Genomic DNA, 13,671 nt, shown 5'->3' with positions numbered 1-13,671 from the left:
CCATATGGACACGCTTTTTCTGACGGGCTCTTCCGGCGGTCTCGGTCGCGGTATCCGCGAGTCATATCTCGCAGCGGGATGGAATGTCGCGGGCTTCGATGTGCTCGACGACGGTTTCACGCACGAGCGCTTCGCATTCGCGAAGATCAATAGTACGGACGAGCAATCCGTTCGCGAGGCGTATGGTGTGCTTGCCGCGAAACTCGGCGCACCGATGCAACTGATTGCAACCATTGGCGGCCTGAAGCCCTGGGCGGCGCACGAAGAGATGCCGATCGAGGATTTCCGTTTTGTGCTTGATCTCAATATTGTTTCCACATTCGTCACCGTCAAAGAGGCAACCAAACTCATGAAGCCGCTCGGTCGTGGTTCGATCGTCACGATCGGCGCCGAGACGGCGCTGCATCCCGATCCGAAGAAGTCGGCGTATGTCGCGGCAAAATCCGCAGTGATCGCATTTACCCAGACGATCGCTCTCGAAACAAAGGAATACGGCGTCACTGCGAATTGTATCATACCGACCGTTATCAACACCCCTGCCAATCTCTCGTGGGGTTCACCCGAAGATATTCCGCGATGGACAACGCCGGAGGACATCGCGGCCCTTTGCCAGTTCCTTGCCAGGGATGCCGGACGAGCGGTAAACGGTGCGCAATTGCGGGTACCTAACAAGATGTGATCTTGTTATAGGGCTCTCAATACCATTCTGCAATCGTTATGTCGCTGAAGGAACGTATCACGACCGAACTCACGGCCGCCATGAAATCGGGCGAGAAGCTTCGCACCGAAACACTGCGCAGTCTGCGCGCACTCATCCTCGAGTTTGAAAAAAGCGGCGCAGACCGCGAGATGAACGCCGACGATGAGATGAAGCTCTTGATGTCGGCCGCAAAGAAGCGCAAGGACGCCATCGAGATCTATCAGACAAATAACCGTCCGGAGCTTGCCGAGAAGGAGCAACACGAGCTCGTTATTATCCAGGAGTTTCTGCCGAAGCAGCTTTCGCGCGAGGAGATCGCTGCGAAAGTGGAGGCGATGATCGCAAGCACCGGTGCCGCAGGCCCTGCCGATACGAACAAGGTCATCGGTCCGCTGATGAAAGAACTCAAAGGACAGGCTGACGGCAAGACCGTACAGGAAGTCGTCAAAGAGAAGCTTGCAGCGCTGGCGTCGTAAATGACGATCGACATCGTGATCGGTATCTTGCTCGCCTTGGCGATCTACAAAGGCTACCGCCGCGGTGCGGTGGATATCGTAGCATCCTTCATTCTCTTTGTCGCGGCATTGTTCGTGGCTTCGGCCATCGGGACTGTCGTCGGCAAGGCACTGCTGGGCTCGTCGTATCTGCACCCTGTGATCGGCTTCTTCATCGTGTTTCTGGTGTTGATGGTGATCGGCTCGTCCATCATTAAGCGCATCAAACCGAAGAAAGGTGTGATCTCTGGGCTCGACCGGATCGCCGGGGCCGGCCTCGGCGGACTTCGGATGCTGCTTGTGATCGGCTTGGTCGCCGCATTCTTCCGTCTGTTCCACGTGCCGTCGAGCAGCACGATGAAAGGTGCGGTACTTTATCCGGCCGCACTACATACTACTTCACTTGTCGTTGCACAGATCAAACCGCTGGCAACGAGCACATCGGACGAGTTCTTCAACGACCGTCCTGTTCAGCCTTCCACCCAGAATGACCACTGACGTTTCTCCCGAGACGATCGCACAAAGCGAATCTACAGAGTTGCACAGCGCATTCTTGCGCCGCATTCCGCCGTCGTTCCGCCATGCCGCCGAGAAGTTGGAATTCCAACTAATCCTCGACGCGCATCTGCGCCACTCTTCTACAGTGTTCGGACGTCTTGCACTTTCTAATGAACTCGTGCCGTCGCTCGACCGTGAGAAGATCGAGCGGTCGTTCTCCGAGATCTCGGAATTCCGCGGACTCATCGAAGCAGGGGAGATGCCGTCGTTCGCCGGGCTGAGCGATATCCGAACGACACTGCACAAGGTGGATATCGAAGGCAGTACGATCTATCAGGACGAGGGATTGCCGCTCGTGCAGTCGATGAAGACGATGCGACTGCTGCGCGAGTTCTTCGCAAAACGCAATGCAGGTGTCCCGACGCTCTGGCGTTCGGCTATTCATCTCTTCGAAGACCGCCTGCTCGAGATGGCCTTCGATGCCGTCTTCGACGAGAATGGGAATGTGCGCGACAATGCGAGCTCAGAGCTGCATTCGATCCGCCGCGAGATCGTCGCGACGAGCGAGCGGTTGCGCAACAGGCTTGCCGCGCTCATCAAGAAATATAGCGAAGAGGATATTCTGCAGGAGCAGATCATCACGCAGCGCGACGGAAGAGCCGTCATTCCGGTCAAGGCCGAGAATAAGCGCAAGGTGCAGGGGATGATCCACTCCGTTTCGCAGACGGGGCAGACGATCTACATCGAGCCTTCGGAGACCATCGACCTCAACAACGAGATGCGCTCGCTCGAGTTTACCGAGCAGCGCGAGATCGACCGGATCCTCAGAGAATTGACCGAACGGCTCCGTAACTCGGTGCGTCCGTTGATGAAGTCCACCGAACTCTGCGGCCATCTCGAAGCAGTGTACGCAAAAGCTCGCTATGCGAACAGTATCTGGGCATCCACGCCCGCATTACCCGAGCAGAAGCGACCGAACGATCTGCGACTCGTGCTCAAAGAAGCGCGTCACCCGTTCCTGATCGCGAAACTTGGTAAGGAGAAGACCGTCCCGTTCTCGATCGAACTTGATAACGAGAAGCATACGCTGGTGCTCACCGGCCCGAATGCCGGTGGTAAGACAGTGCTGCTCAAGACGACCGGGCTGGCGCTCTTGATGGCGCAGGCTGGGTTGCCGATCCCGGTGGAAGGACCGTCCGAAGTGCCGAGCCTCGACGGGCTCTATGTTGATATCGGTGACTCGCAGTCTATTGCGGACGATCTCTCAACCTTCAGCTCGCATGTGAAGTCGCTCAAAGAGATCCTTTCACGAGTGAACGAACACAGCGTTGTGTTGCTCGATGAAATAGGATCGGGTACAGCACCGGAAGAGGGTGGCCCGCTTGCTGAGAGCATCCTCGAGCATCTGACGCGTGCTGCAGGTTTTACGATCGCAACGACGCACTACGGCCGTTTGGCCGGTTTTGCGGAGTCGGTCGAAGGAGCGGTCAACGGCTCAATGGAATTCTCCGCAGAGACACTACAGCCGACGTACCGCTTCCGTATGGGCGTGCCGGGGTCGTCGCATGCGTTCGACATTGCCGAACGCTACGAACTTCCGAAGAAAATCATCGCCCGCGCTCGCGAGCTTGCAGGCGGCAAGACGAATCGTCTCCAACAACTCATCGATTCGCTCAGCGAGAAGGAGCAAGAGCTTGCGGGGCGAAATATCGAACTTGATAAAGAACTTGGCAAAGCTCGCTTTGAACGACTGGAGTTCGAGCGACGCAATGACGAGATCTCATCGGAGCGAAAAAAGATACTCTCGACCGCATCCCGTCAAGCCGACGAAATCTTATCGAAGGCGAACAGCTATGTCGAGCGCGCCATCCGCGAAGCGCGCGAAGCTGCCACGCCGAGCGGGCCGACGCAGTCCGAGCAGGATCTGGCGACACTGCGGGTGAAGCAGAAGACAGAACTGAAGGCACTTGCGGATTCGCTCGAAGAACACATTGACAAGAGCGTCGCGAAGACAAACGCCGACCTGAAGCTCGAGGTTGGTGCGAAAGTCAGGATGCTCTCGAACCCGTCGCAAGCGGGCGAGGTGCTCTCGATCGATGGGAAGGATATCGAAGTGCTGTTCGGTTCGCTCAAGATGCGCACGAAGGCGTCGCAATTGGAAGTTGTCTCGAATGCCGATGCACGGCGCGAGGAACGGAAGCAGATCGCAAAGGTCGGTACCTACTTCGACGAGATGTTCAAACCTCGTATCGATCTGCGCGGGAAATATGGCGACGAAGGTGTGATGGAGGTCGAGAAGTTCATTCACGATGCGAACGCGCGTGGGTTGAATAAGGTGGAGATCCTCCATGGCACCGGAAGCGGCGCACTCGGACGCCGCATTCAGCAGTATCTTCGTACCGAGCCCATCGTCGCCTCGTTCCGATTTGGCGAACGCACCGAAGGCGGTATGGGCGTGACCATCGTTGAGCTGAAATAGCACCGCGTGAGACGAATACTCATACTTCTGTGCTTGCTCTGGAGTGCCGACGCCGCATTCGCATCGCGCATTGATACCGTATTCGTTACGAGCGATTCCGTCTCGCTCGCACTGAGCTACTACGTGCCGGCGAGCGCCATGCCCGCGAGTGGGTATCCGGCGATCCTGTGTGTGCATGGCTTCGGTGGCTCGAAAGCCGACTACGATGCTGTTGCGACGGTCTACGCGAATGCAGGCTACTTCGTCGTTGCCTATACCGTGCGAGGCGAGGGTATTGGCGCGCCTGCAGGCAATCAGTCTGGTGGACAGTTTAATTGGTTCACCGGCGACAGAGAGCTTCAAGATGTGGCGGAGATCATCGACTGGATGCGCCGTCTTCCGGACGTTGATAGTACTCGTGTTGGCATGGAAGGCGCATCGCAGGGCGGCCTCACGACGTGGGGTGCGATCGCAAAGCACGTGCCGGTGAAGTGTGCGGTGCCGATCATCGCCGTGCCGAACTACGCCGAGACCTTCACGTTCAACGGCTGCATGAACTATGCGTTCGTGGCTGCGGTGAACGGGGCGCAACAGTTGGGGCGCGTCAATCTGGGGAAGTATATCACCGACACCATCATCCCGACGATCAGCGCGGATAATTATTCGAGCCTGACCCAACTGCTCGGTAAGCGCGACCTCGGCGCAAAGATCCGCTCGGTGAATATTCCGATCTTTCTGCAATGCAGTTGGTATGATCAACTATTCGGGACGGGAGCAGTACTTCATGCATACGATTCTATCCGTACACCGAAGAAGCTCCTCATTTGGGCAGGAGACCACTCCGTACCAGGCGGAGCGATCGGCGATGAACGTCTGGCGCTGACACTTCGCTTCTATAACAGGTGGCTTCGGGGCGATACGACGGAGAACATCATGAACCCCGACTCCGCCGTCACGTTCTACGAGACGGATAATTCCTCATCGTTTGCGACATCGAACGCACAGCTGCACGCGAACCTTGAGCCACAGACATTCACGAAGCGTTATTTCTTCGGACCCGGCGGGTCGCTGATGGAGCAGCCGCAGTCACAGCCGCTAGTGGCATCGTCTGCGTACATCCAAAATCTGACGAATGATCTTACCTACTATTTCACGACCCCACCGCTCGATTCCGACCGGACCTTCATGAACGCCGGTGCGTATCTTCAACTCGGTTCGAGTGGATTGCGATATCAGGCAAACATACTTCTGTGGGATGTTGACGATACAGGACATACTGTGATGTTCACGCGGGGCGCATCGGAAGTACGAACGGATAAGGCCGGGCGTGCGACGATCGCGTATCGGTTGAACCCGGTCGTACACACCATACGCAAAGGCCACCGACTTCGCGCATCGCTCAAGTTCGGGATGCCGCTGCTGGTATCGTCCGATGAATTCGGGCAATCGGCGTTCGCGCCGCAGGAGAGTGCGTTCGATACGCTCTTCAGCCAGAGCCAGCAGTACAGTTATCTCGTCTTCTCGGCGTTTCAACTCCCCGATCCTGCCGCTGTGCGGCCTGAAACTGTGGGGGTGACGCAGCCGACGAGTTCGATCGTTGTCTTGCTGGGCGAACCGATACTGGCCGCGAGCAGCGAAACGGTGTTATATGATCTTCGTGGTGTGTGCGTGTCGCATGCCGATGTGAATCTTCTTATTCCTACCGAGCATCTAACTCCCGGATTGTACTTCCTGCGTGACAGACGCAGTAGCGGGGTTGTGATGCGGAAGGTACTGATCCTACGAGACCATTGAAACAATTCAAGACGATCTTAGTCGCCAATCGTTCGGAGATCGCGCGTCGCGTGATCCGTTCGGCACATGAGTGCGGGTACCGTGCTGCAGCAATCTGTTCGCCGCATGACGAAACGGCGCTCTATGTCCGAGAGGCCGACGCGTACACGCGCCTCGCCGGAAACACCCCGCGCGAATCGTATCTCGATATTGAGCAAGTACTCGATGCTGCCTTGAAGATGAAGGCCGATGCGGTGCATCCCGGTTATGGCTTCCTCTCAGAGAACGCGGCGTTCTCGCAGGCATGTGTAGACCGCGGGATCGTGTTTATCGGCCCCACGCCCGAAGCGATCGACCTGCTCGGCGATAAGACGAAGGCCCGCGTGATCGCGCAGAAGCTTGGGGTCCCGACGCCGGGCGGTACGACGGAAGCGCTCAACGACGCCAGCGAAGCAAAGGCGGTCGCGAAGCGCGTCGGATATCCCGTCCTGCTCAAAGCCGCAGCAGGCGGTGGCGGCAAAGGAATGCGCGTGGTCGAGAAGGAAGAGGACATCGAAAGCTCGCTCGCTCGTGCACAGGGCGAAGCGCTGAGTGCATTCGGTGATGACAGAGTGTACGTCGAGAAGTATATCACGAGGCCGCGACATATCGAATTTCAAGTGCTCGCAGACACTCACGGCAACGCCGTCTATCTCGGCGAGCGCGAGTGCTCGATCCAACGTCGGCATCAGAAGCTTGTTGAAGAAGCGCCGTCGGTCGTCCTGACGCCCGAACTTCGCAAGGAGATGGGCGAAGCAGCGATCTCACTGGTGCGAGAAGCGAAGTATGAAGGCGCCGGGACTGTTGAGTTTCTTGTCGATGAGAACGGGAAATACTACTTCCTTGAGGTGAACACTCGTCTGCAGGTGGAGCATCCGATCACGGAGTTCATCACCGGGTACGATCTGGTGCGCGAGCAATTCCGTATTGCCGAAGGCGCGAAGCTGCCATTCAAGCAGAAGGATATTGTCCTTCGCGGGCATGCGATCGAAGTACGCATTCAGGCAGAGGATGTTTGGAACGAGTTCTTGCCGAGTCTCGGGACGATCTCGCATGTTCGCCACCCTAGCGGCGCATTCGTTCGCAACGACAGTGCGATGTATCCGGGCCTCGAAGTATCGGGATACTACGACTCGCTGCTCTCGAAGCTCATCGTCTGGGACATGACCCGCGACGGGGCGATCGCCCGCATGAAGCGCGCACTCGAGGAGATGCGTGTGGCCGGCGTGTCGACGACGATCCCGTTCCACCGCTTTGTGATGGGTAACGACACATTCAAGAGCGGAGCTCTCTCGACAAAGTTTGTAGAAGAAGAATTTACCGCTGAGCGCAAGGATGCGATCTATGGCGCATTGCTCCAGGAGCAAACGCCTGCGTTGCTTGCCGCCGCTCAGCATGCACAGATGAACAGGCAACGACAACTATTTGTAGGAGTGAACAATGCATCATGAAGCGACATGTGAATGGAAGGGCGGCTTCGAGTTCGACGGCACCATAGAGGGATTTCACATCACCCTGGACGGCGCCCATAAGGACGGCAGCCCCATGAAGGGTCCGACACCGAAACCATTACTACTGCTTGCGACCGCAGGCTGCACGGGAATGGACGTGGTGCTCATGCTCGAGAAGATGCAGGTCAAGCCGGACTCGTTCTCCATTGACGTCAAAGCCGACGGAGGCGATGAGCATCCGAAGGTCTATACGGATATGAAGATCATCTACCGTTTCACCGGCGAAGGGCTCGAGGCCTCGCGCGACAAGATCGAGCGTGCGGTCTCGCTTTCGCAGGAGAAGTACTGTGGGGTTTCGACGATGTTGCGCAAAGCAATGGAAGTCTCAACCGAAATCCTGATCAATTAGCATCATCGGCGTGCCCACCGGAGCAAGTTTGCCACAGCGTCGGCTCGATTGCCGTAAGTTTGTGCTATGTTCCAGTCAAAACACAGACGCCAGTCATTGGTAACGGCGATCGGTGGCGCACTGCTGATGCTTCTCTCCTCCGCATCGGGTCTTATTGCCCAGAACGCCACAGAGATCGTCCGGCAAGCCGACCAAAAACAGCGCGGCAAAAGCTCGGAGGCCACCCTCACGATCCGTATCGTCCGCCCAAGCTATTCTCGGGAGATGATGATGCACACCTGGTCGAAGGGAAGCGACCTTGCGCTGGTGCTGGTCACCGCCCCGGCCCGCGAAAAGGGGACGGTCTTTCTCAAGCGTAAACGTGAAGTGTGGAATTGGCTACCGAGCATTGAGCGCACGGTGAAGCTCCCGCCTTCGATGATGAGCGAGTCGTGGATGGGTACCGATTTCACGAATGACGATCTCGTCCGCGAAGCGAGCGTTGTGGACGACTACACGCACACGCTGCTCGGTGAAGCGTCCATCGAGGGTGAGTCTTGCTATAAGGTTCAGCTGATCCCCAAGAAGGAAGCGGCAGTCGTGTGGGGGAAGGTCATTCTTTGGATCGAGAAGAAAGAACTACTGATCCTCCGAGCCGAGTACTACGATGAAGACGGTTCGCTTGTGAATACGCTCTCCGGTTCGGATGTGAAGAAGATCGGCGGCAGAATGGTCGTCACACGGCTGGAAATGGTCCCGGCCGACAAACCCGGCAACAAGACGATTCTGAGCTACACGGATTTGAAGTTCGACCTGCCCCTCAAGGACGAACTATTCCGCACTGAGTCAATGCAAACGGTGAAATGATCGGCCGTCTGGTATGGCGAAACATCTGGAGGAACAAACGCCGTGCGTTCATCACGATGGCGTCGGTACTCTTCGCCGTCCTTCTTGCGATCGTCATGCGTTCGTTGCAGCAGGGGGCGTTCGAACAACTGATCCGAAATGTCGTGAGCTTTCACTCCGGTTGGATACAGGTGCACCGTGCCGGCTACTGGGACGAGCAAACGATCGATCATAGCTTCGCACTCGATAGCAACGTAACCCGTGCGATCCGCCAAGACGCCCGCGTGAAGGTAGTACTGCCGAGGTTGGAGTCGTTCGTGCTTGCGACCGGCACCGGCGATACCAAAGGATGTTTGTGCGTGGGTACCGATCCCACGGGTGAGGACCAGCTTACCGGTCTTCGCAGTCGGGTCGTCGAGGGACGGTATTTCACCGTCGATGATCGCGGCGCACTCGTCGCTGCCGGGCTTGCAAAGAAGTTATCGCTGCATGTCGGTGATACCGTGGTGATGCTGAGCCAAGGATATCAGGGTGTGCAAGCAGCCGCAAAGTATCCGGTGATCGGGATCGTGTCCTTCGCGTCCCCGCCGCTGAATGCGTCAACGTTGTTCCTGCCGCTTCCCGCGATGCAAGATTTTCTCGGAGCAGATGGCCGGGTCACAGCACTCGCGTTGTCTCTGAGCGATGAGCGAGAACTATATGAAATCGACTCCTCGCTGCAGCATACGCTCGGAAGCTCGTACGAGGTGATGACGTGGGAGACGCTCATGCCGGAGATCAAGACCCACATGGAAGCCGATGGTATGTTCTATTGGATCATGATCGGTATCCTGTATTGTGTGATCGCCTTCGGCATCTTCGGTACCGCCCTCATGATGATGAACGAGCGGACATACGAGCTTGGGATGCTTGTTGCAGTCGGGATGAAGCGACGGGCGATCGCGATGATGCTCTTTGGCGAGACGCTTGCGACTTCGTTGCTCGGTGCGCTCGCCGGAGCGATCGTTAGCTTACCGGTCGTGTGGTTCATGCACGACCACCCGATCCGCTTCACCGGGCGGATCGCCGAGGTGTACGCACAATTCGGCTTCGAGCCGGTCATGCCGACGACCGTCGAACTTCGGATCTTCACCGAGCAGGCGTCGATCGTGTTCGTCGTGTCGATCCTCATCGGGCTCTACCCGCTGTTCAAAGCACGCCGTATTGACCCTGTATTGAGCATGAAGCGATGACGAGGCTCCTGACCATAGCGTGGCGCAACGTGTGGCGGCATCCTGCCCGGAGCATGGTCATTATCATGTCGGTCGCGCTCGGACTCTGGGCCGGGATGTTCGTTATGAGCTTCTATGTCGGGTTCGGGGAGGAGCGCGTTGCCAGCGCGATCGAGACCGAGATCTCCCATATCCAGATCCATCATCCGAAGTTCAAGGACGATGAGGATGTTCGCTTCAGTATCCCGAATGCTGCTCGGGTGACGTCCGTCGTTCGATCGTTGCCACAAGTGGCGGCGATCTCTCCGCGGCTGATCGCGCGTGGAATGATCGGCTCGGCCAACGGAAGCACCGGCGTGGAAGTGAATGGGGTAGACCCGCAGGACGAAGCGCGGGTGACGAAGCTGCCGACCAAACTCATCGACGGGAAATATTTCCCGGGGCAGAAACACAACGAACTGCTCGTCGGGCAGAAGCTTGCACAGAAACTGAAGGCGCGGATCGGTTCGAAGCTGGTGGTAACGCTGCTCGACACGAGCGGGAACATCGTCGCGGGTGCGTTTCGCGTTGCGGGCATCTTCCGAACGAAAAACGAACCGTACGACGAGCGAAATGTCTTTGCGCTTTCGAGCGATCTGGACGGACTTTTCGGCGTCGATTCTCTGTGCACGGAGATCGCGGTCTTACTACACACTTCGACGCAAGTGGATACGGTCGCGCCCGAGCTCGCCAAGAAATTCCCGCAGTTGCTCGTGCAAGACTGGCGGAGCATTTCGCCGGAGCTCGACCTGGTCGTTTCGTCGATCGATATGACGATGTATATCTTCATGGGTATCGTGCTGCTGGCGATGGCGTTCGGGATCGTGAACACAATGCTCATGGCGGTGCTCGAGCGCACCCGCGAGATCGGGATGCTGATTGCGCTCGGAATGAACCGTCGGCGCGTGTTCGGGATGATCGTCTCCGAGACGTTCTTTCTTGTGCTCGTCGGGTGTCCGGTCGGGATGCTAATGACGTTCGCGACGGTCAGTTATTTCGGCAAGTATGGGATCGACATCAGCGCATTTCAGCAATCGTTGCGTGCGTTCGGGTATGAGGACGTCGTGTACCCGAAGCTCGGGGCGGAGCATTATGTTCTGGTGCTGGTGCTCGTGGCCGTCACCGCATTTCTGTCGGCGATGTTCCCAGCGCGAAAAGCGTTGAAACTTCAACCGGCGGAAGCAATTCGGAAATGAACTATGCAAACAGTCATTGATACGCACAACGTCTCGAAGGTCTATCAGGAGGCTGTGCCGGTGCATGCGGTGAACAACGTGCATCTGCATATTGAGAAGGGAGAGTTTGTTGCGTTGGTCGGTCCGTCGGGTAGCGGGAAGACGACGCTGCTGAACATGATTGGAGGACTTGACAAGCCTACCACTGGACATGTGGAAGTCGGTGGGGTGAACATCACGGGGCTCAAGGATAATGAGCTGATCGATTTCCGCCTCAAGAACATCGGCTTTGTGTTCCAGTCGTACAATCTTATTCCTGTCCTGACCGCAGGGGAAAACATCGAATTTATCATGTTACTGCAAGGCCGCGGGAAGAGCGAGCGTACGGCGCGTGTGGTGGAGCTATTGCGAGAAGTAGGTATTGAGGACAAGCGGGACACACGACCTTCGGATCTGAGCGGAGGACAGCAACAACGCGTTGCGGTCGCCCGGGCGCTCGCCTCGAAACCACAGTTCGTGCTTGCCGACGAGCCGACAGCGAATCTCGATTCGAAATCCGCCTCGACGCTCCTGGACATGATGCTCACGCTCAACCGTGAGGAGCAAATGACGTTCGTGTTCTCGACGCACGATGCACGGGTGATCGAACGGGCCCGGAGGGTAATCACGCTCGAGGACGGACGTGTGGTCTCCGATGTCCCGAACGCAGCATGATCCGACGGTTCGGAGTTCTCGCATTCATCTTGCTGTCACTGAGCGGCGTTGCTCGGGCGCAGGATGATAGTTCGCGACGGGATATTTCGGTCCATGATTTCCGCGGCTATCTCAAGCAACTGACGATCTTCCAGTTCGCGAGAAGCATCGATACCGTTGTCACACTCGGCGAACTACATAATCGTCTTGGGCTCTCGGTCTCGATCGGGTCGAGACTTGAGTTACACGCCGAAGCGCGCACCAGACTTTACTACGGTGAGGGAGTTCGCTATGTCAGCGATGCGTCGCAGTTGGTCGGCTCATCGAATGAATCGATCATGTGGGCACATAACCGCTCGTTGATTCTTCATACGATGCTAGATCGATTGTATTTGGACGAAACGGATGGCGATCTTTCCGTTCGTGCCGGTATTCAGAGGTTGAACTGGGGGATCAATACCATTTGGACACCAAACGACATTTTCAATTCGTACAATGTCTTCGACTTCGATTACGAAGAAGGGCCGGGGGCCGAGGCCGTGCGAGCCCGCTATACGATCGAGCCAGGCTTGTCAGTCGAAGGGGCGTTCGAGAACAGAGCGTGGAGAGATATGACGGCAGCGGTTCGAGCGATGTGGAATGTCGGCGGATACGATCTGCAGGCACTTGCAGGGGCCTTTCGCGGAAGCCCTGTTGCGGGTGTCGGCTTTGCGGGCAATATAGGCGATGCAGGTTGGAAGGGGGAGGCAAGCTACTTCGGCGCCAGTTCCGGGCACACTTCGGCGGTGACGGCATCCATGACGTTCGATCATGTGATCGGCGGTTACTTCCTCACACTTTCAGGTCTGTATTGCAGCGACGTGCCTGCATCGGCGGCTTCCGGGGGGGAGCTCTTCGACGCGACCCGCACCGCACGGCAGTTGATGCCGTTTCGATACACGGGGTATCTATCGGCTTCGAAGGCCTTCACACCGCTCTTCACCGCGACGGCTGCGGTTCTCTACTCGCCGACCAACGGATCGCTCATCCTGTTCCCAAGCATTGCGTATTCGCTCGCGGAGAACGTCGATGCCGATCTTACGCTCGAATCCTTCTTCAATAATGCGACGGGGCCATACGCCGCCGCGGCAAACGCGTTCTTCCTTCGTCTGCGCTGGAGCTTTTAAGCGGGGTTACGCCGGTTGGGATGGCTGATAGTTGGCCAGATACGTTTTCAATGCTTCGACACGGTTGAGCCAGCCTTTGAGGAAGACTTGCAGTTTCGGGTTCTGTGTCGCGAGCGTTCGGTAGTAGTTCTCTCGGGCATTGAGATAGTTCGTTACGAACGCAGATGTATCGGCGGCATTCGATGTTTGCGCATTGAGTGCTCCAAGACTGCCTGGACCGAAGATCCCGTCGGCAGTGACGCCGAGCGTGCTCTGCAACATCTTCACTGCGCGACCGACGCCGCCGTTGACGGCAAGGTCGAACACGGCAACTCCGACCGGTGCGGGCATCGACTGGCAATGCGACGGAGACCAATACTCGGATGCATAAATGTCGTTGAGCTGGTCGTCGGTGATGTTGCGCACGTCGGTATTCGGTAACCCGTGTGATTGCAGGTATGCCGTATATACTCGCTGTGTGACGCCCTTCATCGTCGCCCCACCCGGATCGTTCGGATTGTTGGAATAGCCGCCCTCCCACTTCAGGGTAAAGGCAAGTGCATCGTTGAATGCTGACATTATGTAGGTTCCTTTCTGTCAGCAAAGATACGAAACGATCGAGGCATTTACGTATGGTCATTACCAGCCTCACTGTTTCAACATGATTGCCGGTTGCCGGTGCAGTAGAATGAATCCTATTTCATAATTCGCTGCCCATCTCGCTTGTAACTATGCACCGTTGTGAGTGTTTCCTATCAAAG

General features: G+C 57.0%; 13 protein-coding genes. 12 read left to right on the top strand and 1 reads right to left on the bottom strand.

Annotation, left to right across the window (positions count from 1 at the left end):
• The first annotated feature begins 4 nt into the window (after positions 1-4).
• The 12 genes from JSS75_12830 (at position 5) to JSS75_12775 (ending at position 12,931) form a co-directional block, all read left to right on the top strand.
• Positions 5-679, top strand: coding sequence for an SDR family oxidoreductase (locus tag JSS75_12830; GenBank protein ID MBS1904585.1), 675 nt, complete (start codon positions 5-7; stop codon positions 677-679).
• Positions 680-717: 38 nt separating this feature from the next.
• The gene (locus tag JSS75_12825) at positions 718-1,176 is read left to right on the top strand and encodes a GatB/YqeY domain-containing protein (protein ID MBS1904584.1); all 459 of its coding nucleotides are present in this window, start codon (positions 718-720) and stop codon (positions 1,174-1,176) included.
• The gene (locus JSS75_12820) at positions 1,177-1,692 is read left to right on the top strand and encodes a CvpA family protein (GenBank protein ID MBS1904583.1); all 516 of its coding nucleotides are present in this window, start codon (positions 1,177-1,179) and stop codon (positions 1,690-1,692) included.
• The gene (locus tag JSS75_12815; GenBank protein MBS1904582.1) at positions 1,682-4,171 is read left to right on the top strand and encodes an endonuclease MutS2; all 2,490 of its coding nucleotides are present in this window, start codon (positions 1,682-1,684) and stop codon (positions 4,169-4,171) included. Before JSS75_12820 ends, JSS75_12815 begins: the two co-directional genes overlap by 11 nt.
• Before the next feature lie 6 nt (positions 4,172-4,177).
• On the top strand, positions 4,178-5,944 hold the full coding sequence (locus tag JSS75_12810; GenBank protein MBS1904581.1) for a prolyl oligopeptidase family serine peptidase: 1,767 nt from the start codon (positions 4,178-4,180) through the stop codon (positions 5,942-5,944).
• On the top strand, positions 5,941-7,413 hold the full coding sequence (locus JSS75_12805; GenBank protein MBS1904580.1) for an acetyl-CoA carboxylase biotin carboxylase subunit: 1,473 nt from the start codon (positions 5,941-5,943) through the stop codon (positions 7,411-7,413). Before JSS75_12810 ends, JSS75_12805 begins: the two co-directional genes overlap by 4 nt.
• Positions 7,403-7,822: an OsmC family protein gene (locus tag JSS75_12800; GenBank protein ID MBS1904579.1), complete on the top strand. Its 420-nt coding sequence runs from the start codon at positions 7,403-7,405 to the stop codon at positions 7,820-7,822. Before JSS75_12805 ends, JSS75_12800 begins: the two co-directional genes overlap by 11 nt.
• Before the next feature lie 66 nt (positions 7,823-7,888).
• Positions 7,889-8,668 carry an outer membrane lipoprotein-sorting protein gene (locus JSS75_12795; GenBank protein MBS1904578.1) on the top strand — a complete coding sequence of 260 codons (780 nt, stop codon included), beginning with the start codon at positions 7,889-7,891 and terminating at the stop codon, positions 8,666-8,668.
• Positions 8,665-9,879, top strand: a complete 1,215-nt coding sequence (locus tag JSS75_12790; GenBank protein ID MBS1904577.1) for an ABC transporter permease — start codon at positions 8,665-8,667, stop codon at positions 9,877-9,879. Before JSS75_12795 ends, JSS75_12790 begins: the two co-directional genes overlap by 4 nt.
• A complete protein-coding gene (locus JSS75_12785) occupies positions 9,876-11,093 on the top strand; it encodes an ABC transporter permease (protein ID MBS1904576.1) in 1,218 nt (405 codons plus the stop codon). Before JSS75_12790 ends, JSS75_12785 begins: the two co-directional genes overlap by 4 nt.
• Positions 11,094-11,096: 3 nt before the next feature.
• Entirely contained in the window at positions 11,097-11,786 is a 690-nt protein-coding gene (locus JSS75_12780) for an ABC transporter ATP-binding protein (protein MBS1904575.1), read from the top strand.
• The gene (locus JSS75_12775; protein ID MBS1904574.1) at positions 11,783-12,931 is read left to right on the top strand and encodes a hypothetical protein; all 1,149 of its coding nucleotides are present in this window, start codon (positions 11,783-11,785) and stop codon (positions 12,929-12,931) included. The genes JSS75_12780 and JSS75_12775 overlap by 4 nt, the downstream gene beginning before the upstream one ends.
• Positions 12,932-12,937: 6 nt before the next feature.
• Here JSS75_12775 and JSS75_12770 read toward each other — a convergent pair whose 3' ends face one another.
• On the bottom strand, positions 12,938-13,489 hold the full coding sequence (locus JSS75_12770) for a glycoside hydrolase family 108 protein (GenBank protein ID MBS1904573.1): 552 nt from the start codon (positions 13,487-13,489) through the stop codon (positions 12,938-12,940).
• Positions 13,490-13,671 lie beyond the last annotated feature (182 nt).

This window comes from Bacteroidota bacterium, from assembly GCA_018266755.1.
In the GTDB taxonomy this organism is placed as follows: domain Bacteria; phylum Bacteroidota; class Ignavibacteria; order Palsa-1295; family Palsa-1295; genus JAFDZW01.
The sequence above is the reverse complement of the archived record's forward strand: the minus strand, read 5'-3'. Positions and strand labels throughout refer to the sequence as shown.

Bases quoted from the DNA above. Each gene is read 5' to 3' on its own strand.
- JSS75_12825 (MBS1904584.1), top strand. From the start codon at position 718: ATGTCGCTGAAGGAACGTATCACGACCGAACTCACGGCCGCCATGAAA.
- JSS75_12820 (MBS1904583.1), top strand. From the start codon at position 1,177: ATGACGATCGACATCGTGATCGGTATCTTGCTCGCCTTGGCGATCTAC.
- JSS75_12795 (MBS1904578.1), top strand. From the start codon at position 7,889: ATGTTCCAGTCAAAACACAGACGCCAGTCATTGGTAACGGCGATCGGT.
- JSS75_12790 (MBS1904577.1), top strand. From the start codon at position 8,665: ATGATCGGCCGTCTGGTATGGCGAAACATCTGGAGGAACAAACGCCGT.
- JSS75_12815 (MBS1904582.1), top strand. From the start codon at position 1,682: ATGACCACTGACGTTTCTCCCGAGACGATCGCACAAAGCGAATCTACA.
- JSS75_12780 (MBS1904575.1), top strand. From the start codon at position 11,097: ATGCAAACAGTCATTGATACGCACAACGTCTCGAAGGTCTATCAGGAG.
- JSS75_12800 (MBS1904579.1), top strand. From the start codon at position 7,403: ATGCATCATGAAGCGACATGTGAATGGAAGGGCGGCTTCGAGTTCGAC.
- JSS75_12775 (MBS1904574.1), top strand. From the start codon at position 11,783: ATGATCCGACGGTTCGGAGTTCTCGCATTCATCTTGCTGTCACTGAGC.
- JSS75_12830 (MBS1904585.1), top strand. From the start codon at position 5: ATGGACACGCTTTTTCTGACGGGCTCTTCCGGCGGTCTCGGTCGCGGT.
- JSS75_12770 (MBS1904573.1), bottom strand. From the start codon at position 13,489: ATGTCAGCATTCAACGATGCACTTGCCTTTACCCTGAAGTGGGAGGGC.
- JSS75_12785 (MBS1904576.1), top strand. From the start codon at position 9,876: ATGACGAGGCTCCTGACCATAGCGTGGCGCAACGTGTGGCGGCATCCT.